This is a genomic window from Deinococcus taeanensis (genome assembly GCF_020229735.1).
In the GTDB taxonomy this organism is placed as follows: Bacteria; Deinococcota; Deinococci; order Deinococcales; family Deinococcaceae; genus Deinococcus; species Deinococcus taeanensis.
In genome coordinates, this window is sequence record NZ_CP083459.1 from 241,185 (window position 1) to 261,902 (window position 20,718).

Annotated in this window: 18 protein-coding genes and 3 pseudogenes; 11 read left to right on the plus strand and 10 right to left on the minus strand. The window is 63.1% G+C overall.

Annotated features, from left to right (window positions below; translation table 11 throughout):
- The first annotated feature begins 205 nt into the window (after window positions 1-205).
- The 4 genes from LAJ19_RS20650 to LAJ19_RS20665 all read left to right on the plus strand — a co-directional run bounded on the left by LAJ19_RS20650 (window position 206) and on the right by LAJ19_RS20665 (window position 6,226).
- Window positions 206-424 (plus strand): hypothetical protein, encoded by a 219-nt coding sequence (locus LAJ19_RS20650; RefSeq protein WP_225524464.1) that lies wholly within the window; start codon window positions 206-208, stop codon window positions 422-424.
- 511 nt (window positions 425-935) lie between these two features.
- Window positions 936-3,335: an ATP-binding protein gene (locus LAJ19_RS20655; protein WP_225524465.1), complete on the plus strand. Its 2,400-nt coding sequence runs from the start codon at window positions 936-938 to the stop codon at window positions 3,333-3,335.
- Between the two features lie 331 nt (window positions 3,336-3,666).
- Complete coding sequence (locus tag LAJ19_RS20660) at window positions 3,667-4,686, plus strand: GGDEF domain-containing protein (RefSeq protein WP_225524467.1); 1,020 nt, start codon at window positions 3,667-3,669, stop codon at window positions 4,684-4,686.
- A 1,252-nt stretch (window positions 4,687-5,938) separates the two neighbouring features.
- Entirely contained in the window at window positions 5,939-6,226 is a 288-nt protein-coding gene (locus tag LAJ19_RS20665) for a type II toxin-antitoxin system PemK/MazF family toxin (RefSeq protein WP_349774868.1), read from the plus strand.
- A 350-nt stretch (window positions 6,227-6,576) separates the two neighbouring features.
- On the opposite strand, the gene LAJ19_RS20670 is transcribed toward LAJ19_RS20665, so the two are convergent.
- On the minus strand, window positions 6,577-7,440 hold the full coding sequence (locus tag LAJ19_RS20670; protein WP_225524469.1) for a trypsin-like serine protease: 864 nt from the start codon (window positions 7,438-7,440) through the stop codon (window positions 6,577-6,579).
- Window positions 7,441-7,490: 50 nt separating this feature from the next.
- Complete coding sequence (locus tag LAJ19_RS20675; protein WP_225524843.1) at window positions 7,491-8,348, minus strand: hypothetical protein; 858 nt, start codon at window positions 8,346-8,348, stop codon at window positions 7,491-7,493.
- Window positions 8,349-8,390: 42 nt separating this feature from the next.
- Between LAJ19_RS20675 and LAJ19_RS20680 the strand changes: the two genes are divergently transcribed.
- A complete protein-coding gene (locus LAJ19_RS20680; RefSeq protein WP_225475745.1) occupies window positions 8,391-8,678 on the plus strand; it encodes a transposase in 288 nt (95 codons plus the stop codon).
- Window positions 8,679-8,767: 89 nt separating this feature from the next.
- Window positions 8,768-9,532, plus strand: coding sequence for an integrase core domain-containing protein (locus LAJ19_RS20685; protein WP_225475746.1), 765 nt, complete (start codon window positions 8,768-8,770; stop codon window positions 9,530-9,532).
- Here LAJ19_RS20685 and LAJ19_RS20690 read toward each other — a convergent pair.
- The 5 genes and pseudogenes from LAJ19_RS20690 to LAJ19_RS20710 form a co-directional block, all read right to left on the minus strand.
- Entirely contained in the window at window positions 9,503-9,778 is a 276-nt protein-coding gene (locus tag LAJ19_RS20690; protein ID WP_225524470.1) for a hypothetical protein, read from the minus strand. The two genes, LAJ19_RS20685 and LAJ19_RS20690, sit on opposite strands and share 30 nt — an antisense overlap.
- Before the next feature lie 389 nt (window positions 9,779-10,167).
- Entirely contained in the window at window positions 10,168-10,575 is a 408-nt protein-coding gene (locus LAJ19_RS20695; RefSeq protein WP_225524471.1) for a hypothetical protein, read from the minus strand.
- Window positions 10,572-11,123, minus strand: coding sequence for a carboxymuconolactone decarboxylase family protein (locus LAJ19_RS20700; protein ID WP_225524473.1), 552 nt, complete (start codon window positions 11,121-11,123; stop codon window positions 10,572-10,574). The genes LAJ19_RS20695 and LAJ19_RS20700 overlap by 4 nt, the downstream gene beginning before the upstream one ends.
- A gap of 20 nt (window positions 11,124-11,143) precedes the next feature.
- Window positions 11,144-11,794 carry a TetR/AcrR family transcriptional regulator gene (locus tag LAJ19_RS20705; protein ID WP_225524474.1) on the minus strand — a complete coding sequence of 217 codons (651 nt, stop codon included), beginning with the start codon at window positions 11,792-11,794 and terminating at the stop codon, window positions 11,144-11,146.
- A 136-nt stretch (window positions 11,795-11,930) separates the two neighbouring features.
- Window positions 11,931-12,789 (minus strand): annotated as a pseudogene (locus tag LAJ19_RS20710) (transposase); the annotation flags it as partial.
- A 1,361-nt stretch (window positions 12,790-14,150) separates the two neighbouring features.
- Between LAJ19_RS20710 and LAJ19_RS20715 the strand changes: the two are divergent.
- Both LAJ19_RS20715 and LAJ19_RS20725 read left to right on the plus strand, forming a co-directional pair.
- Window positions 14,151-15,287 (plus strand): hypothetical protein, encoded by a 1,137-nt coding sequence (locus LAJ19_RS20715; RefSeq protein WP_225524476.1) that lies wholly within the window; start codon window positions 14,151-14,153, stop codon window positions 15,285-15,287.
- 18 nt (window positions 15,288-15,305) lie between these two features.
- Window positions 15,306-16,477, plus strand: a pseudogene (locus LAJ19_RS20725) (IS3 family transposase).
- Between the two features lie 23 nt (window positions 16,478-16,500).
- Here LAJ19_RS20725 and LAJ19_RS20730 read toward each other — a convergent pair.
- Together LAJ19_RS20730 and LAJ19_RS20735 are read right to left on the minus strand one after the other, a co-directional pair.
- Complete coding sequence (locus LAJ19_RS20730; RefSeq protein WP_225524477.1) at window positions 16,501-16,851, minus strand: MerR family transcriptional regulator; 351 nt, start codon at window positions 16,849-16,851, stop codon at window positions 16,501-16,503.
- Between the two features lie 344 nt (window positions 16,852-17,195).
- Window positions 17,196-17,972 (minus strand): annotated as a pseudogene (locus LAJ19_RS20735) (IS3 family transposase); the annotation flags it as partial.
- Window positions 17,973-18,001: 29 nt separating this feature from the next.
- On the opposite strand from LAJ19_RS20735, the gene LAJ19_RS20740 reads away from it, so the two are divergent.
- From LAJ19_RS20740 to LAJ19_RS20750, 3 genes are all read left to right on the plus strand, one after another.
- Window positions 18,002-18,328 carry a hypothetical protein gene (locus tag LAJ19_RS20740; RefSeq protein WP_225524479.1) on the plus strand — a complete coding sequence of 109 codons (327 nt, stop codon included), beginning with the start codon at window positions 18,002-18,004 and terminating at the stop codon, window positions 18,326-18,328.
- Between the two features lie 177 nt (window positions 18,329-18,505).
- Window positions 18,506-18,871: a hypothetical protein gene (locus LAJ19_RS20745; protein WP_225524480.1), complete on the plus strand. Its 366-nt coding sequence runs from the start codon at window positions 18,506-18,508 to the stop codon at window positions 18,869-18,871.
- A 104-nt stretch (window positions 18,872-18,975) separates the two neighbouring features.
- Window positions 18,976-19,626, plus strand: coding sequence for a hypothetical protein (locus LAJ19_RS20750; RefSeq protein ID WP_225524482.1), 651 nt, complete (start codon window positions 18,976-18,978; stop codon window positions 19,624-19,626).
- A 246-nt stretch (window positions 19,627-19,872) separates the two neighbouring features.
- Here the strand turns inward: LAJ19_RS20750 and LAJ19_RS20755 are convergent, their stop codons facing one another.
- Window positions 19,873-20,700 (minus strand): HAD family hydrolase, encoded by an 828-nt coding sequence (locus LAJ19_RS20755; RefSeq protein ID WP_225524483.1) that lies wholly within the window; start codon window positions 20,698-20,700, stop codon window positions 19,873-19,875.
- Between the last annotated feature and the right edge of the window lie 18 nt (window positions 20,701-20,718).

Consider the following 20,718-nt stretch of genomic DNA (forward strand, 5'->3'; position numbering starts at 1 on the left):
TCGCTGCGCCGCGTGCCCTCCGGGCGTTCTCAGGTCACCACGCCGGGGGCTCCGGACCGACCGCTGGGCCAGGCGGGGAGGCCCCCGCCCGCAGCGTCCCGTGGGTGGCCGCGCCATTCACCGTCCAGGTCACAGCAGACTCCTCAGACTCATCCGGCAGACAATAGAAGTGCACGCCCCACCCCATTCGCCCAGAGGTCCACTGATGAGCCCGCAGAACGAGAACAGTGCCCTCCCGCATTACACGGGGAACGAACGCCCCACCCACCTTTACACCGCCAACGAGCTGCGGGCAGAAGGCCTGCAGCCGATGCCTCAGACTCCCGTGGCCATCTGGCACTCCACGGGTCCCAACCGCAGCAGTATCAGCGGACTGTTCGACCGCCGCACGGCCGTCCCCATGGCTGGGCCCACCGAACCCTGACCCCCGCAGGGGCGCCACAGGTGACTGGCAGTAGAACTGGAGAGGCGGCAGGGTTAGCAGCGCGGCGCGCACTCCACGAGGAGGGACGGGAACGCCCGGCAACGTGGCGGCCTTCAGGTGGGCCTGCGGGACCTGCCCGGGCGGCAGGAACGCACGGGGGTCGGACGCTTCACTGTGCGTCAAAACCCTCTACGGTGAGATCGCCGCGGCCGGAATCACAAACGCAAGGCATGCCGTGAGCACACAGCGTGGCGCACCGGTGGCTCATCAGGAGGGACGGTGGGTGCAGGCACGCCGGACGGCCTCCCTCTCACGCGTGAAGTCGGTGGCGGCTGGACCTGCGGCATGCTCAGGACGACACGTGACGCGTGAAAGCCCGGCGGCGGCTCCTGTCGATCCCCGGACTGTGCCGCCTGGGCCAATCCGGAGGAACAATAAGCGGCGAGGCAGCGGTCTATCCTGCTTCATGCTCAAGCCATCCGCTGGGAATGCGCTTCTTTCCCCTGACGCTGTGCCGCACCTGATCTGGGCGGCTGACGACCAGGGCCGGACGCTGCAGGGGAACGCCGCCTGGCGCGCCTACACCGGGGAGGGGGCGCTGTCTGGCACTGTCAGCGTCACCGCGCTGCTGGCGCCTGAAGCGCAGTCTGCCCTGAGCGCCCGGCTGGCGGATCAGGAGCCGTTCGAGCTGGAACTCAGCCTGCGCGGCGCCGATGGTGTCCCGCACGGGTTCCGGCTGAATGGGGAGCGCGCCGCCGCAGGGCCGGGCGGCGCCTCCGCCTGGGTGCTGACGGCGATGAACATCGACGATCTGCTGCAGGAACGTCAGCGCAGCGCCCAGTTGCAGAGCATGATCGACGCGAGCCCCAACTGCATCAAGGTGCTGGACCTGGAAGCCCGCCTGCTGTCCATGAACGAAGGTGGCCAGGCCACCCTGGAAATTGATGATTTCGACGTGTGCCGCAACCTGCTGTGGCTGGATTTCTGGGACGGACCCACCCGCACGGTGGTTCAGGACGCGCTGGACCGGGCGCGTCAGGGCGAGCCGGTGACCTTCGAGGCGGCGCGCGCCACTTTCAAGGGCACGCCGAAGTGGTGGCGGATTACCGTTGCGCCGCTGTATGACGCCGAAGGCCGCATTCATCAGCTCAGCGCGGTGTCGCGGGACATCACCGCGACGAAGGCGGCCCAGGAAGCTCTGGCGGCACTGGACGCCTTCGTGGCGTTCACTGAGGTGGCCGGCGCGGGCACCGATGTTCTGCTGCTGGCCCAGCATGCCGTGGAGGTGCTGCGCAGCACGCTGGGAAACGTCAGCGTCGTGTACTACACCCTGCAGGGTGAGCTGTGGAAGGCGCAGGTGTGGTCCGCGGACCTCGCGCCTGAAACGGCAGCAGTCCTGGCGGCAGGCGTTCCAGTCACCGCTCCGAGCTACGCGCAGGCCCTTCAGACGGCCCAGCCGGTGTTCGCCGCCGGGTGGAACGCGGCGGCGCAGGGTGTCGACCACACCGGTGAGTACGGCGCCGGGGCGCTCTTTCCCTGCTTCGTGGATGGGCGGCCGCACGGGCTGCTGGGGCTGGGCACCCGGCAGGCCGAGGAGCTGACCAAGCGTGAGCAGGCGGTGTTCCGCGCGGTCGGGCGGAGCCTGACGCTCGCCCTGGAACGCGCGGACGCCGCGCAACAGCTGATTGACCAGCGAACCGAACTGGAGGCCCGCACCCGGGCGCTGGAAGGGTTTGCGGCGCTGCTCCAGGACCTGACGGTTCAATCTGACCGGACCGTGCTGCTGCGCCGGGCCATGGAACTGGTGCGGCAGCTCATTCCCGTGGGCTACGCCTCGTACTACCAGCAGCAGGGCACACGCTGGTTTTCCATGGTGCGGGTGGGCGCGGTCGGTTCCACGCCACTGCAGACCGTCATCAACGCCGGGCTGCCGGTGGGCCGGACGCCCAGCCTGGACGTGCCCTGCGAAACGAAAGAAGCGTGGTTCCAGGACAGCTATGACCCGGCGCGGGACGTGGACGTCACCCTGGTGCAGCACGTGCGGACGGTGGCAACGCTGCCGGTGGTGGTGGACGGCCGGGTGGACGGCATCTTCAGTGTGGTCCTGTTCGAGGCCCGTCCCTGGAGTGCAGCGGACCGGACCGTGCTGAGCACCGTTGCCCACAGTCTGGGCCTCGCGCTGGACATGTCCCAGGGCGTCATGCACCTGGCCGAGGAACGCCGCAAGCTCGAAGCGGCCAACGAGGAACTCGAGGCGTTCGCGTATTCGGTCTCGCACGACCTGCGTACCCCGGTGCGGCACATCATGGGCTTCGCGTCCCTGCTGCGCAAACATCTCGGTGGGGGCCTGGACGAGAAAACCGCCCGGTACCTCAGTGTGATTGCGGACGGGGCCGGACGCATGAACACCCTGATCGACGCGATGCTGGATCTGTCGCGCACGTCCCGTCAGCCCCTGCGCGTCACGCCCGTGGATCTCGGGCGGCTCGTCGAGCGGGTGAAGCTGGACCTGCAACCGGACCTGGTGGGGCGTGAGGTCCGCTGGACGGTCCGGTCGCTGCCCATGGTGATGGGGGACCCGGACATGCTGCATCAGGTAGTGGAGAACCTGCTGTCCAACGCCCTGAAATACAGCCGGGACCGGGATGAGGTGACCATCGAGATCTGGGCTGAGGAGCGGCCAGCAGAGTGGGCCGTATTCGTGCGGGACAACGGCGCAGGTTTCGATCCGCGGTACGGCAACAAGCTGTTCACCGTATTTCAGAGACTGCACCGGCAGGAGGAGTTCGAAGGGGTCGGCGTGGGCCTGGCAAACGTGCGGCGCATCATTCACCGGCACGGGGGGGACGTCGCTGCGACAGGCCAGCCCGGGCAGGGCGCGACGTTCAGCTTCACCCTACCCCGGCCGTGACCGGCGGTGGGCGCCTCCTCTCCGGCTTCCTGCCGGGGCCGTCACCGCAGCAGGCCCGGGCACCCACCGATGTGGACGTCTCACCCCGGCGTGAGGACGCGGCCCCCCGGTCATCCTGGCCGTTCCGTGCGCCTGAGGTGCTCAGACTGGCTGCTTCGTCGTTGGCCTTTCCGCGGGTCCACGGCATAGGTCAGCATCTTTGGGGGTCCGGGAGTCAGCGACGGACTGCTGAGCTCAACGACGCCAGACCGCCCGGGCCGCGACGATCCACCCGATGAGGGGCAGAGACATCCTGAAGACAGACATGACTGGGCCTGTGTACCTTGGACACATGCCATCCGGGCCTGCGTTGCAACTGAATTTCGATCGTGAGCAGCGCCGGTGGCTGTTGAGACTGGCGCTGCTCGGGACGCTGGTGCAGGCGGTCACGGCAGGCTACCTGCTTGCCACGACCCACAACGACCCCCGGGCGACGCAGGCGGTGCTCGGGCTGGTCCTGACCGTGGCCCTGAGCGTCGTGACGTCCCTGCCGCATCTTCCGGTCCGGGCTGTGCAGCGCAGCAGTGTGGGGTTGCTGCTGGGCTGGCTGCTCATGAACGTCCTCAGCGTTCTGGTCACGCACCGACCCATCACCTCCGGCATGCTGCTCCACCTGACGATGCTGAGTCTGCTGGCCTTTTCGTGGACGCCAGCGCGGTGGGCGATCCTGGTGTCAGCCGTGGGGTACGGCGCGGTGTGTCTGGCCACCGTGAGTTCACGCGTTCCTGACTTTCCGGGTCTGTTGCTGACGGGTTTTCTGCTGCCTCTGATCTGGATGGTCACCACCCGCGGTTACGCCGTGACCCGGGAGCGGCTCCGCAGTGACGCCCTTCAGGAACTGGCGGCGACGGACGAGCTGACCGGACTGCACAACCGCCGCGCGGGCCAGGCCCGTCTGATGGCGCTGGCGGATCTGTGGGCAGACGCTCCGGACCGGTTGAGCGTTCTGCTGCTGGACCTGGATCACTTCAAGAGCATCAATGACGCGTTGGGGCACAGCCGCGGCGACCATGTGCTACGGCGTGTTGCGGAGCTGCTTCAGGACGCGGCCCGGCCGGGCGAGGTGGTGCGGTGGGGTGGGGAGGAGTTCCTGGTGATCCTCTCCGGCTTAACGCCTGCCGAGGCCCTGCGGGTGGGAGAGGAGATCCTCACCCTCCTGCGGTCGGTCAACCTGACGGATATTCGTCCCCTGACGTTCAGCGGCGGTCTGGCGTCATTGAGCGAAGCGTTGACCATGAGTGCCGTGCTGGAACTGGCGGATCAACGGCTGTACCAGGCCAAACATGCAGGCCGGGACCGGCTGATGGCCTGACGCGACGCGCGGGCCGGCCTGACAGAGCGTCATGTTGCTCCACCTGGCGTGCGCGGCCAGCCCTGGGCCGGACCACGCCGGGCCAGGGTCGAGTGTGGCTTCACCGCCTTTCTTCCCGCGGGCTGGTCTGCCCGGTGCCCCTCGCGTACTTTCCCCACACCTTCCTGTCCGTTCCGGTACCGGGCATCTGCTGAAGGGTTAACTGCCAGGATGGATCCTGATCCGAGCCCCTTAGAAAGCGGAGCCGGGTCAGCTCCAGGAGCGTGGCGCCGTGACCTCGCCTGGAACCCAGTGGGCCGGCGTCCAGAGCTGAGAGGCACCTGGAGCGCCGTTCATCGTTCAGGCCGCTGGTCACGACAGCGGTTGCCAGGAACGAATGCGATTGAACCCGGATGTTCCGCGGCTGGCAGGCCTACTGCCTTCACTCCACCCGGGGAACGGCCTTATCACGTCTGGCTCGCGTCCGTCCAGACCATAGGACAGTGTAGAGGGACAGTTTTTCTTGCCGGAAAGGGCCATTGCTTGTGCATTCAATGGTGCACGTTGGTTCTGGACTCGGCCAATGGAGGCTGCGGGTTGTCCGGGCCCCAGGAACGGACCGGCATTGTGCCGGGCAGCAGCGATGCACTCCGATCCGCGTTTTCCCGCTGCCAAAAGCGTTTGTTCAGGCAGCTGCGCAGGGCGGGAAGGCGGTGCCTGGCCAGCATTGAAGGCGAGGCACAAGGACCGCAACAGCGGCAATCCGACGCCCCTCCTTTACCCTTCAGAAAAGTTCAGAGGCCCTTTCCTGGCCTTCCTGTGAGGAAATTTTTGAGACGGTGCTGGGCGACCTTTTCTGAGCCTCGCCTGTCGGGGGCGCGACGTGTGGTTGGATTGGGGACCCCAATACCCAGTCAAGATTTTGGTCACTATCGGACTTGGTGTCAAAAAGGACGGTGGTGTGAACTGGTGTACCCTTCAACCGCGAAGTCTTCCTCCTTGTCCTCCTTCCTGGCCCTGGGCTTCTCATATGCCAGCACAGAAAATAAGTGTGAGCCTGGATCTCCTGGGCTTCATCGAACAGGATCAAGAAGCACACCAACTCCGTTTCCGCTCAGCAGTGGTTGCCCAGGCCCTCGCCCTGCGCCGCGAAAGAGAACTCGAAACCCAGATGCCGGGGCCCTCACCGAATGGCAGGACGCCGCTGAAGCAGCCCTCTAGGACACGGTCGCCAGTGACCTCATGATGGGCGGCCCCGAGGCGCCGCGGTGACCTGTACCTCGCCGGCCCCGCCCCCGCCTGGTCCAGCGAAGCCGATCAGCGGCGACCTGTCGTGATCGTCAGCACCGACAGCCTCAACCGCACCATCGACGGCCTCGGGGCCCGCGCCGTGACCGTGGTGCCTGTCACGTCAACTGTCACCCGGATCCACGACTTCCAGGTTCTGCTTCCCGCGGACCTGACCGGGCCCGATCAGGACGGCAAAGCGCAGGTGAGCTCCGCACAGTCAGCTTCAGCCGCCTGGGCCGCGCGCCCATCGGGTGGCTCCCGTCAGACCTGATGCGCCGCCTTGACGACGCGCTGCGACTGCGCCTGTTCCTTCCCTGACTTTTCCTGTGCGCCTGCCTGACGCCTCAGGACCATGTATAGGGCCCGTTGTGTCCTTCCTGCTGGTTCGCGCTGGGTTCGCCGTGCAGTACGGTAAACCTCCACTGCCAGACCCGAACGGTGGTCTCTCCCACCACCAGGCGAATCAACCAGCCTGCAGCGTGGCGTCACTGGATCGCCGCCATGCAGCGCGCCGCCTGAAAATCAGCCGGCCATGTGGGTCACACCGGCCAGGACGCGCTTCAGATGCCAGAACCGTCAAGCCCATCCGCTCTGTCCAGAAGGGGGCAGCCCGCGCAGTTGTCAGTCGGCCGTTAGGCCATCCACGTACGCCGCCAGGAAATCCTGGGCGACGTCAGTATCGGTGCGGTAGGAGAAGCCCGCTCCCTGACATTGCTGGTTCAGCACAAAGGAGTTCACCGCCACGATCAGTTCCTCCTTTCCATAGAACACGGCCCCGCCAGAGTCGCCGAAACACAAGCCGCTCCCGCCTGTTCCTTTGCCGGCATTGCTGGTGAGGTGCAGGTTGTAACCTCCCGTCAAGGCACTGCGGAGATTGACCAGCTGCACGTTGCCGGAGTAGCGGACCAGTTCAGCCAGGCCGACAGGTTTAACCCCTTGCAGTCCATACCCGACAATCAAGAAGGTGACGTCCTGCTGGCCGCGCCCGGTGGCCAGGCTGTCGAGGGTCCCTTCCGGCGCAATGGTCGCCGGCTCGATCCCGACGACGTTCGCCCCCAGCTCCACGACGCCTATGTCGTAGGTGTTCGGGAAACCCGTGCCGTACAACGGATGAGCGACCGCGTCCCCCACGTACCCACCGGTATTCGTCCGGATCAGCGTGCGGTCGACTTCCGGGTCGAAGTAGGCGCGGACGTAAGCGATTTCTGCGCCAGGTTCATCCGCTGTGCAGTGGCCCGCGGTCAGGACGGTATTGGCATCTACGAGCGTGCCGGTGCAGCGGAACATGGCCTGGTTGTCCGCGTTGTAGAACACGAGCAGGGCGACGTTGGGATGTGCGGTGCCGTCGCGCTGGCCAGAGATGACCTGGGCGTGAAGGGCCTGGTCTGCGGGCACACCCGCGGCGGGTCCTGTGCCGCAGGAGGTCAGGGCCGCCGTCACCGAGAGAAGAGCACCGAGAAGCCAACGGTTGCGCGTGACAGGCATAGAAACTCCTGTGGTCCTCGAAAGCCGCTCTGTGGGAGGCGTGGCAGGCGCTACGTGTCCCGCTGGGAGCAGGGTCGGCGCTGAGGACGGATGAAGCGCCCGGCACGTTCAGTGTAGCCCTCGCGTGACCTTTTATACCTCAGCAGCTGACACTTCAAGATTTTTTTGTACCCGTCGCGAAAAAAGGAGTACTCAAAAGAACAAGGCGCGCCCAGAAGGTATCCAGGGACCAGCGCCCCGCCTGACTGAGCTGCGGCGAGAAGCGATGGGTGTGAGCGGGCGTCGGTGGACGTGAGCGTAGGAGATGGCGCTCTCTTGGGGTCAAGAGTGGCAAGCAGCTGGGGAAATGTCGGCCTGGACACATGTTTGTGTCGAGGCCGCCTTGAGAGGACGATACCAAGGGCATCCAGGCCCAGCCTAAACACGCTTTTGGCGTTGTCGCCGTGCTTCAAGGTCTTTGGTGGGGACTTCGTGGCCACGAGAGCCCCACTGACACCGCACCAGATGACGGCGAGTGCGACCACGCCAAACAGGAGGCTCAGCCGGTCACCATCGGTGAGGCGGGTCGCTTCCAGATCGAAGCCGCGTCCCTTGAGCGCCTGGTGCATGTTTTCTGCATTCCAGCACCAGGCATAACGATTGGTGGCCTGGGTACTCCACCCGTGGTACGACAGAGAGAGGATCTCACCGTGGAGGTTCTTGCCTGCAAGAACCCGCATCCGAACGCCATAGACCGTGATCGCACAGTGCCAGCGGCGCAGTTCACCCGGTCGAAGCTTCTGGAAACAAGCCCGGACTTCGATGCCGTTGATGCGCGTGGTGGCGTGCAGTCGAATGGTCGGTTTGATGCCCAGGCGTTGCAGTCGACTGCTGATCCGCGGTAGTGCTCCAAGGATGACTTTCAGCACCTGACCCTCTCGATGCGAGGGACGAGCACACTGGAGATCATCATGGGGAAACAGCGAAAAACCTGGAGCACCGACGTCAAAGAAGCCATCGTCCTCAGCGTGCTGCGGGGCGAACTCGGAGTCGCGGAGGCAGCCCGTCAGCATGGAGCCAACGAGAGCCTGATCCACACCTGGAAAACACAGTTTCTGGAGGCGGGCCGTGCCCGCCTCTCTGGTGACCGACCAGACCAGGGCGTGACCATCCTGGAACGGGAGAATGACCGTCTCAAACGCATCGTGGCCGAAAAGGAACTGGAGCTCGATATTGCGCGAAAAGTGCGACGGCTCTGACGCTGGACGAGCTGATCGTTCTCTGGCAGAGCCGGCCGCACCTCAGCCTGCGGCGTTTTGCCCAGTACGCCAGCGTGCCGTACTGGCGGATGCGGGACCATCAGCACAGCGCGCCCGCGCGCTGTGCCAAGCAGCAGCACCGTGACGCACTGTACGAGAAGGTACGCCAGGCGGCGTTGCAGCATCCAACGTCTGGATACCGGCTGCTGTATCAGGAACTCAAAGCTCAGGGCGAAGAGATTGGCCTGCACAAGATCCGTGTCGCACTCGGCGAATTGCACCTTCACCCACCGCTGCCTCGAAAGACCCGGAAACCTTCCCCGAAGGTTTCCGCACCACAAGACTGGCCGGAAGGTCGACGGGTGCAGATTGACGCGACACGGCTGTCGCTGCCCGACGGGGTCTGTTGGATTTACTTCGTGCTGGACGTTACCTCGCGGGTGGTGCTGGCCAGCCGGGTGGTACGGAGCCTGTCGATGCACCTCGCCAAACTGACGCTCGACGAGGCGGTCGCCGTGCTGCGTGCTCAGGGCCACCACAAGCGCATCCTGGTCCAGAGTGATGGAGGCAGTGATTTCACCAGTGACCTCTTTCAACAGGGCTGTTTGATGTACGGCAACTGGGTGCGCTGCAAAGTGTCTCAGCCGGGAGGAACCGGTATCCTCGAACGCCTCAACCGGACCTACAAATACCAGTTCGCCTTCCGCCAGGACTGGCAGTCCATGGCCGATGTCCGGGCCGCCATGCCGGACTTTCACCGCTGGTACAACCACGAGCGCCGTCATTCGGCGCTCGGCTACGCCACGCCTTGGTCTACACTCACCTTATCGGCGAATGCTCGCAACGCCGCTTGAAGTCAAACCTGGAGCATTACCCGCCCAGTCAAACTGGACGAAGCGTTTCAGACGCTGATAGATGGTCTCGTCGGTGCCGACGCGACGAATGCACACCACCAAGTGGAAGCGGCAGACGGTGCGTTTTTCGATGATGGCGAGGATCAGCGCCGCCAAGACGGTGAGGCGACGGGGATCAATCGGAAAATGGGTCGTCAGGCGTACACAGCGGCGATCCTGAGGCCGTCGGTTCCTGGTGTTCTTCATCGCAGATAACACCGTACAGGAACCGATTTTTCAGCTCTACTGCAAACTTTTCACCCCTGGAGAGGGGTGTTGGAGTCGAGCGTGGCGTCCCGGGGGAGATGAAGCGCGATCTTGAGGTACAGCGTGGATTCAGCCTGGATCAGCGCCAGGAGCACTTCCGCGAGCCGTTTCAGGGCATCCAGGCGGCGATGAGGGAGGCGCGGCTGTGCAGGTGGGTCGCGAGCGTGTCTGCATGGAGGCGGGCAGTAGCAATATCGGGGATCGTCACAGACCCAGATATCGCCCTGTGTCATGCCGCACTGCGTTCAAGACGCCATTTTTCGCGATGTGTCAGGTGCTGAGGGCTCAGCTCAACACGCAAAGTCGCCAGAACTCATCCCACCAGCTCCTTAAGGCTTCCGGAGGTGGGCGACAGTCACAGCCAGCAGCGTCAGTCCTGCCAGCAGCACGAGTGACAGGTCTTTCATGGCGTGACTGGGATGCAACAGGTGATGATGTAAACTGCTGTCCCGCCAATGGTCATACATGTGATTCAGCGCATGCCCCAGGGAAGCTGCAGTACCAATCGCCACCACCGGGCGGAGTATCCGGACCTGAGGAGTGGCGACCAACAGAATGCCCCCCAGGGCAGCACTGAAGATCCCCGCGTCTCCAGCATAATGGCAGTTAAACGGCGGGAACGGCGCCAGATGTGTGTAGAACCAGTCGGGTACCACCGCAAGGCTCAGGCCCGTCACGAGCAGTACGACGCCGTTCAATCCCACCATCACGCTCAGTAACCGCTCCTGCCAGCTCACAGCGGCCCATCTGTCAGGCCGCAGAAATCCTGGCTCTCGATCTTCAATGGACCCGTCAGACGGTTGAAGAAATTTTCCGTGGCCACAGCGACGGTCAGCTCGATGATCTCCCGCTCACTGTAAAAGCGGGTGAGGGTAGCGTAGGTTTCATCGTTGACCTGGGCGGTGACCTGCGTGGCTTCCCATGCGTATTGCAGCGCGGCGCGCTCGGCCGGACTGTACTCAGGCCGCTCACGGAAGGCCAGGACCCATCTCATTTTGATAGCGTCAAGACCCTTGTCACGCGCGACCCGCTGGCCGAGATCAATGCAGAATGCACACCCGTTGAGCTGCGCCACCAGATGGGACGCGAGGGCTTTCGTCGTGGGATTCAGCTGTGTAGCACCATTTGTGTAGATGCCTGCCATAAACAGGTACGGCAGAGGGTAGGCCGGGTGGTGACTGAGCAGCGCGATGGTCGGAAAAGGTTTTCCGAACCGCCAAGCCAGCACGCGCGATGCGAGCCTGGCCATCCAGGGGAGGCAGGATGGAGCGGAGACGCGGGACATACAGTGAACCTCCTGAAGGGTCAGCGAGAGGCAGAGAGCAGCAGCCGCTTGAGGTGGACGCGCCGCTCAACCTGAAATGCAGGGTCGTTCACACTGAGATTCAGGGCTGCGGCGAGCGTCTGCCCGAAGATCAGGTGGGCGTAGCACACGCCGAGAACGGACAGCACCATCTGCCGAACGTCTTCTTGCTCCAGCGCTCCACCGCGCAATACGGCATCGACCGCGTGAACTGCCGTCGCTACAGCGACGTGATGCGCCCGTACCTCGTTGATCAGCGTATTGCCCTGAAGTTCAGACCATTGCACCAGCCGCAGAAATTCTGGATGTGCGATATGGAAGTCCAGCGTGACATCCACCAATGCGGCAATCAGCGCGGCGCGGTCCGGCTGCGCTCCGGCCAGCTGAAAGGCGGTCGGAGCGATGTGGGCAGCCAGCTGATTCTGTTCTTCCAGCACTGCTTTCCATAGCCCGGCCTTGGAGCGGAAGAAGTAGCTGGGTGTAGCCCGGGCCACACCTGCAGCATCAGCGATCTGCTGCAGGCCTGTCGCAGCATATCCAGACTCGGCAAACAGGTGGGTGGCGGCGTGGAGGATGGCTTTTCTGGTGCGGTGGGTATCGCGAGGGGGCGGTCCGGTCAGTGCCATTACAGCTCCTTTTGGCTGAACGTTCATTCAGTATAAGCGTAATGAACAGGACAATTGGCTGGACGGTTCTGGCAATTTTGCGTGTCAGGCCTCAGCACCTGACACTTTAGGAAATTGATGTGCTGGGCGTTGGGAATGGAGTCCTGAGCAACTGGAGACAGTCTCAGAAGGTATCGCTTCCCCACCGCACGGCTTGACTCAGGATCTGCCACCCGATACGCGCCTGACTCACGACCGCTCGCCCGCGCTTGTCCCGCCGAGGGGACTGGGTCGCTCCCCGCTGCGCCCCCACCCGGGTCATCCAGGCCAGTGCGATACACAGCAGTCCGAAGAGCCGAGAGATTCGTTTTGGCGCTGTCATGTGCGGGGCCTCCAGATTCAGCCCTCGAGATTTCAAGGCGGACAACGCCGATTCAATGGCCCAGCAGAGACGATAGGTCACCAACACGTCCAGCACGGTCACATCTGACGCCACGATCACCCTGTCACCTGCGGGTGACAGGGTAATGACCGCGTGCATCCATCCCCCATACACCCACGCCCGTTCGAACAGGGTGCGCACATGTCCCGGTTGCAATGTCTTAAACACGTCTCGCACCAGTCATCCTCGATTCTGGTGTTCTCCCGGATGCGGTGACACTGCCGGATGCGTTTCCAGCGCAGGAACGAGCACCACTCGCGCCCCACGAACGCCCGGTCCGCGATCACGACGGCCCACCGACAAGCGGGCAGCACCTTGAGCAATCGGGCAACCAGCAGGATTCGGGCGGCGGTGCAACTGTTTCCCTGATGGGGCAGGACCGACCAGACGAGTGGGATCACCGCGCCCCCGAGGAGCGCGCCCAGCACCAGGATGTTCAGCGGCGTCTGGCCGTCATGCCAAGTGGTGCGGTCCATGATCAGGGCAAGTTGGCCGTCGGGATCAGCGGGCGCAGGACGTCACAGACGTCCTGCTATGTGAGCTGAGCATCGTGGAAGACCCGGGCGACCGTGCGAGTCTTGGATTCAAGACTCGCGTCCCGGGCTTCGCTGGCCAGTAGGACCCAAATGCGGGCCGGGGCTGCGGCTGTGTGCGCGGGCCCTTTTGGCCGGGTCATGGCGTCATCCTGGCACGCCATGAACACAACTTCCTGCTTGTTCAGGAAGTGAACCGACGGGTGCCGTTGTTCGACCGAGTCAGACGTGCATAGTAATGAACGTCACCACATTCCAGCAGATGGGCGGCCTTGCTCACCTGGTCCAACCTGAAGAACTGGCTGACCTGGTCGAGCGGATCCGGCTCCAGTTGCGCCGCTGATGATCTTCCCGCGTCACCCGATCGAACAGCGCCCCTGACCTTCCGGTCTGGAGAGAAGCCGCCCGCGATGACCCCGTAACATGGCAAGCATCAGGTTTCCTTGGAGTACCGGTGGTTGGCGGAGACCGCCGAAGGCCTCCCCTACTTAAGCCTGGACATAGCGGATGAAGGCCCACAGTCGGGAGGGCCCCAGGGCAACCGGGATTTCACGGAAGCTTGGAAATGAGCAACAGACTGGCTTGGAAGGAAACTCATATTAAGAATTTGATGGGCAGTACGATACCCGTATCCTCCCTATGACACTGGGTTCTGGGGAGCGCATTCAGTGTCATGACGACACGCGAGACAGGCCCAGCTGCGTCGCGTTCGCACGGGACCCGGACCGTCATGGTCCTGGTTGGCCTCCTGTGCCGCAGCCGCCCTCGCCCACATCGGCAAGAGGGAGACCCCATGCGTCACCGCACCCCCGTCACCGCATCTCTGCCTGTCCGCCTCACGCTGACCACCATTGGGCTCAGCCTGGCGCTCCTGGTCGGATGCAACCGACCAGCCTCGCAGCCTGAAGCCCAAGTCACCCAGACTCTGCTGGACGCACAGAAACTTGGCACTCCACACTTCAGCAACGCGGTCGCCTTCGATGTGTCGCGGCCTCTCGCCTCTATGGCCCGCGTTGGTCCAGCCCTTCCGTTGCCGGTGGGGGGCGACGGAATCATCGACCTCCGGCCCGACCGTGGGCCCCAGCAGAGAGACCGACTGGCGGGCCGTGATGGCGCCCTTCAGTCGGCCTCCCCCGGTTCGCTCTTCGCCCAGCAGGCTGCGTCGGTCTCGAATCCAGTCGTCAGTTTCGAAGGTCCCAGCAGCCAGGACAATTTCAACCTGTATGGGGGACGAGTGAACCCGCCCGACCCCGTTGGCGACATCGGCCCCAACCACTACGTGGCCATGACCAACCTGGCGTACGCGGTTTACAGCAGGCAAGGGGCACCTCTACTCGGTCCCGCGAGGATTGGGGACCTGTGGGCCGGCTTCGCGGTCCCGGACTGCGCGGATCCCTCCGGTGATCCGGTTGTCGTGTATGACCAGTTGGTGAACCGCTGGATTCTTACGCAATTCACGACCCGGGGCCTCGACGATCCCAACCTGCCGTTTTACAGCTGCGTAGCAGTCTCGGTCACGGGCGACCCGACTGGTGCCTATTACCGGTACGCCTTCACCAGCGGCCTGTTCTTCCCGGACTACCCCAAATATGGGGTCTGGACCGACTCATACATCATGACCACCCGTGAATTCGGACCGACGGTGGAGTACGGCATCGGTGTCTACGCCCTCGAGAAGAACAAAATGATCGTTGGCGACCCGAAAGCCCGCGCGGTTCGCTTCTTCCTGGATTCGGGCGTCGTGCCCCTGAACCAGATTGGGGACGGCCTTCTGCCGCCAGACATCGACGGCACCCGCCGCCCCCCAGCGCGCGCTGCCGCGCCGATCATCGGAACTCAGGACGATGGAGCCTCCTACGGGGCCACTGTGGACGCCATGAACGTCTGGGAGCTTCGGGTGGCCTGGAATTCCAAGCCAGCAGCCTCCCTGACCCTGGCCGCTCAACTCCCCGTTGCCTCGTTCGATTCGGTCTTTCCCTGCGGGCCCACCTCCCGTGACTGTCTCCCGCAGCCGGGCATCACGAATCCCGACCAGTATCTGGACGTTCTGTCGTACCGCCAGCGGCCCCTCTACCGTCTGGCCTACCGGAATTTCGGCACCTATGAAGCGTTCGTAACGACCCAGACGGTAGAGGCTCGCCCCGGGATGGCCGGCATGCGCTGGTACGAACTGAGACGCTCGGCCAACGGCTACCAGGTACACCAGCAGGGGACCTACGCTCCGGATGACGGGGTTCAGCGGTGGATGGGGAGTATCGCCATGGACCGTTCAGGAAACATGGGACTGGGCTTCAGCGTGGTGAGCGGCACAGATGTCTACCCGGGCATTCGGTACACCGGTCGTCTGAACAGTGATCCCCCGAACACCATGACGCTAGGCGAAGGCACGATGATCGTGGGCAGCGGCGTCCAGACCACCACCAACTCACGCTGGGGTGACTACACCTCAATGAACGTCGATCCGACCGACGACTGTACCTTCTGGTACATCAACGAGTACTACACTGCGGCCGGCCAGGCGTCGAGTGAACTGGATAGAGTTTGGTGGAGGGTAAGTTCAGTGTGATCCACACTGGAGGACAGAATGTCCGTACCCAAGCAGAAATTCACCGCTGAGTTCAAACAAGAAGCCGTCCGGCTGGTCCGCACGACCGGAAAGAGTTGCGCCCAGATTGCCCGTGACCTTGGCGTTCCCCCTCACTACGTGGTCCGGTGGAAGCAGCAGCAGGACACCCAGACGGCCGCTGGCCGCCCAGCCTTCACCGGGCGGGGAATCCCCGCCCTTTCACCACAGGAGGCTCGACTCAAGGAACTGGAGCGGGAACTGGAAATTGCACGACAGGAACGGGATATTCTGAAAAAAGCACTGGCCTTCTTCGCGAAGCAGCCCTGATCTTCAAATTCATCGAGGGGCACCAGAACGAGTTCCCAGTGGAACTGATGTGCCGGGTTCTCGAGGTGGGCATCAGCGGGTACTACGCTTCGCGGGGAAGGCCGGAGAGCAAGAGGATCACAAAAGACCGCGTGCTGATCGAGAAAATCAGGACCAGCTTCGAGGAAAGCCGGGGAACATACGGGGCGCTGCGCATCCAAGCCGACCTGAAGGCACAGGGAGAGCAGGTCAGTCGTCAGCGGATCAGGCGGCTCATGCGACAAGCCCTGCTTGTCGCACGTGGGAAACGGAAGTTCCGTACGACGACCAAAACGAAATCTTCGCGTCCAGTCGCAGAAAACATTCTTGATCGGGCATTCACTGCGGATGCCCCGAACCAGAAGTGGGTCACGGATATGACGTACCTACCCACCCGTGATGGCTGGTTGTACTTGGCAACGGTCATGGACCTGTACTCGAGGAAAATTGTCGGCTGGGCGCTGAATGAGCGACTTCAGACGCCGCTGGTCACAGCGGCGTTGGAGATGGCCGTAGCGCGTCGGAAACCACCAGGCGGACTCCTGCATCACTCGGATCGAGGGAGCCAGTATACGAGCGATGTGTACCAGCAGGCGCTGGACAGACTGCAGGCCGTTCAGAGTATGAGCGAGGCGGGGGATTGTTGGGATAATGCTGTCCAGGAAAGCTTTTTTGCGACATTGAAGACGGAGATGGGGCTTGGTGAAGCGCAGTGGGACCGTGCCCAGACACGGACAGAGGTGTTCGAGTGGATTGAAGTGTTCTATAACCGTCGCCGTCGTCACTCGTCGTTGGGGTATCAGTCACCGACGGCCTTCGAGGAGCAGGCTTACATCCTGAACTGAGGCTCCACCAAACCCTTGACAGATCAATAATCGCGCCGCCGGGCCAGGGACCTAATCCCTCTGTTCAGATGGTGTACTTCCGTCCTCAAGCGTTCGATGTGCCGATTGAACAGTCGTGTCTGATGCTCCGGCGTGGGGTCACGCATAAACTCACGCAGATCCTCGAGAGGCACCTGGGCAAAGCGCAGGTTCTGCAACATTCGGGCCTGTTCCACCTGTGCTGGCGAGTAGTACCGGTACCGGCTCTGCTCATCGATGTGGGCAGGTTTGAAAATGTCTTCCTCGTCGTAATACCGTAACGTTTTGACACTGATCTGGCTGATGCTGGCCAACTGCCCGATGCTGAGCCGACCGTCGTTGCCTGCCTGCCTCATACCGCCCCCTGCCTTAGGATATCGGCTTCGACTGGCGCGAAAGCCATGACCATACGTCCTTGACACAGGTGAACTGATACCTTGCGATGTAAGTTTTGACGGGGGTTTGTGTGTGCTGGAAGGCGTCGATGGCAGCACACTCGAGTAACAGCGCCTGGCGACGCACCTGTGGAACGTACGAGAACCGCAGGGTTCTCGCCAGGTTTCCCCAGTTCGGCCCGGTCTTCGGTCTCGTTACAGGGGCATCCAGATCCTGGAAATGACAGAGAGAAAAGGCCAAGGTGGAGAGGCACCACCAGCGGAACACGCCCTGTTGGGCTTGCCCCGATATTGCGTAGCCGAAGTTAAGCGGCTGTAGCTTGGCGTTCGAACTCCAGGGGCGTCAAGTACCCAAGCGTTGAGTGACGACGCTGACGGTTATAGAAAACCTCGATGAATTCGAAGACCGCTTGACGGGCAACGTCCCGATTCTCAAAGGTGGTGTCCTCCAGCCGCTCCCTTTTCAGGGAGCTGAAAAAGCTTTCCACGACGGCATTGTCCCAGCAATCTCCCTTGCGACTCATACTGCCCCTGGCCCGCATGCGGGCCAGTTTTGCCTGAAAGATCCCACTTGCGTATTGACTGCCCCTGTCGCTGTGATGAATGAGCCCAGGGGGCGGGCACCGGCGCTGGTCAGCCATCTGAAGGGCCGCCAGTGGCAAGGTGGCCGGCATCTGCGCAGCCATCGCGTAGCCCACTACAGCGCGCGAATGCAGGTCCAGCGTGACGGCGAGATACAGCCAGCCTTCTTTTGTGTGGAGGTACGTCAGGTCCGAAGCCCACACCTGGTTGGGCTGCCGGACTGCGAACTGACGGTCCAGCAGGTTCGGGCGTACCGGGAGGGTGTGCGTGCTGTCCGTGGTGCGCACCCAACCGCGCTTTCCTTTCGCTCTCAAACCACGGACGCGCATCAGACGCGCCACCCGCTTGCGGGACACCCGAAGCTCGCCAGCCTGGAGCTCAGCGTGAATGCGTGGCGCACCATAACGTCGTTTGCTCCGTGCATGCACTTCCTGGATGCGCTGCTGGAGCAGCGCATCCTGTTGCTTCTGGTTGCAGAATGGCCTCCTGCTGCGCCAGCTCACCTAAAAAGTCCATATGCTGACAGGGGATGATTCAATTGGTCTCTGAGGACGCAACATTTACCGTTGAGATCCTGGCTCCGCATCTCGAATGGCATGCGCTCCATCTGTCGCCTGTCGACTTTTATGTATCCACTGACACGGCAAAATATTGCGGGACAGCATTCACCCTTGAGTCAATCAGCGCTTTGATGGATCGGTATGCCGCGTCAGGGGAGTGTGGTCACGGCCTATACTTTTGGGCTTCCAATCTCATTGTCCTTAAAGATTTTGAACTGGAAACCTTTCAAACAACGGGCCGGGAACTCATATCTACTGGGGAATTATCACAAGCGCTCTCGCAGCTCACGGAGTAAAGCTCTCGCCATCTGAGCGTCTATTTTCCGGATCACCTGTTGGCCAGGACGAACAATGGCCATGACGCTGCCAAGGCTGTCGAAACGTGCCGGAGCTGTCAGGGAGGAGGTCGTGCATGGTGACGCGGAGCGCTTACGGTCCTTCACCTCAGGGTAACGGTTGTGGTGTGGCACTGTGTGGGCTTTAAGAAGTACGCAGAAGCCCTGCAGGTCCGCCGGTTGGGAATGGTGATGGTGGCGAGCAGGGACAGCGAGCAGGTGAGTGCGCGCGCTACAGTGATCGGGATGCACGACCCGGACCTGGAGGAATACCGCTTGGCCGATGCGAAGAGCGGGCGGTACGCCGACTTCGGGTTGAAGACTCGCAACATCGGCTGGCTGTGGAGCGACCTTCCGTTTGAGCAGGGTGCCGTCCCAGCGAATGTCACGAGGAAGCTGCGCGACGTCCTCAACATGGGGTCTTTCCGCAAGGAGGGCTGCCAGGTGCGCTACTCACGAACTGCGGTGCTGTGCATGCGGGCCACCCGAGGGAACAGACTATAGACGACGCTGAGCAGGACACACCCACGTTGGTCTCACCAGCGGCCGGCCTCCCTTCGCTGAGGACCTCTGGAACGCCAGCGCAGGTCCGCGACAGTCTGAACGGCGTGCAGGCCGTGAAGCTCAAGCATTACAACAGCACCCGGGCAGCCTTCTACAGTGACGTGAGGCTCACTGCGGTCATGGTTTTTGTCGGGTATGCCTTTCTCGGGTTGATGATCGTGGGGTTTCTGTCCTCCGTGCATCTGGAGATCGAACGCCCCTGGGGTTTAACCTTCCTCATCGCGATCGCCGTCGCCGGGACGCTGCATTACCTGTATGGCAAGGTGCTCCAGGCCCCCTATACCGCTGAAGAACGCTGGATCTGGCTGGATTTCGAGACCCGCGAGCTGTTGGAATTCACGAGACGAACAGGACGGATTCCGGCGTCCTGGACGACCCGCAAACGCTTCGATCGGCTGACGTTGAGCCTGGATTCGCCGTTCTGTGAAAACAGCAGTGACGAGCCCAGTTATGACGTATACCTGAGCCGCCGGGACGAGGAGGCAGAGAACACCTCCAGCGACTGGTACCGTCCCAGATTGCACAAGGAGCAGCACCTGTACTCCTCGGATTCCCTGGAGGACGCTCTGGAAGTCACGCTGTTCTACCAACAGGTGATGGGTTGTCCTGCCTGGAACATTACTCAGTTTCCCGGCGTCCCTATCGAAGCGCAGGAAAAGGCGAAGGGGAGGAAGGCGGAACCACACGCACAGTAGCAACCTCAAGACCCGTTGCGCCGTTGAGGTCGCACAAGGATGCAGCGTGGAGGCACAAGGAACTTTTATGCACTGACGCTGAAGGGACTCACGGCGCGCTTCAGGGCCGGGCGGCAGTGCACGTCAAGCTGAATATACTTTCTTCAACATTAAACGTTCCATACGACGCTCAGTCCTGAGGCTTCACCACCAGCGGGACTCATTCTGTTCAGCATTTCACAGGCCGGCGCTGCGCAGCGGCCAGGTTCATCGCTGGGCCCCGCCCGCCTGATGCGGCCCTTCAGACCACATGAGGCGCTCAATGACCTGCGCGACGCCTTCCTCATCGTTGGTCGCCGTCACCTCGTCCGCGACCCCCAGAACGTGCGGGTGCGCGTTGCCGACCGCGACCCCATGACCGGCCCACTGCAGGAGATCGGCGTCGGCGGGCATATCGCCAAAGGCCACCACCGAGTGCTGGTCAATTCCATGCCGCCGGCACGCCTCCTGCGTCGCGCGGACCTTGGACGCGCGACCATCGGTCAGCTCCGCGAACCCGGTGGCCGAGCAGGTCACCGAGAGGCCCAGCGGCGGCGTCAGGGGTCCGAGCCGCTCACTCAGCTCCGGACCACTCCACCTGGGATGACGGACCATGATCTTGAGGGGGGCGGGTCCATCCGGCACCAGCCTGAAGGGCGCAGGCGCCTCGCTGCGAGGCGCCTGCGCCCCGTGCCGAAGCGCAGCATACCGGGGCTCGGCTCGCAGGTGCGTTCCCCACTCGGCCGCGAACGCGATCCCGGGCAGCTGCGCGCGGGCCGCCCCCATGAATGCCGTGACCGAGGGCCGTTCCAGCGGAGTGGAGGTCAGCACCGTTCCGTCGATGGCCACCACGACAGCGCCGTTGCAACACGCCGCCTCCGGCCAGCCCTCCTGCTGCGCCAGGGGAAGGACGGTCCGGGTGGGGCGGGCAGTGACGGGAAAAACAACCCAGTCCAGGCGCTGGGCCTGACCCAGAGCGGCGCGTGTTCGGCAGCCCAGAGTGCCGTCTGAACGCAGCAGCGTACCGTCCAGGTCCAGAGCCAGCAGTCGCCGCATCGCATCCGACTGTACCGC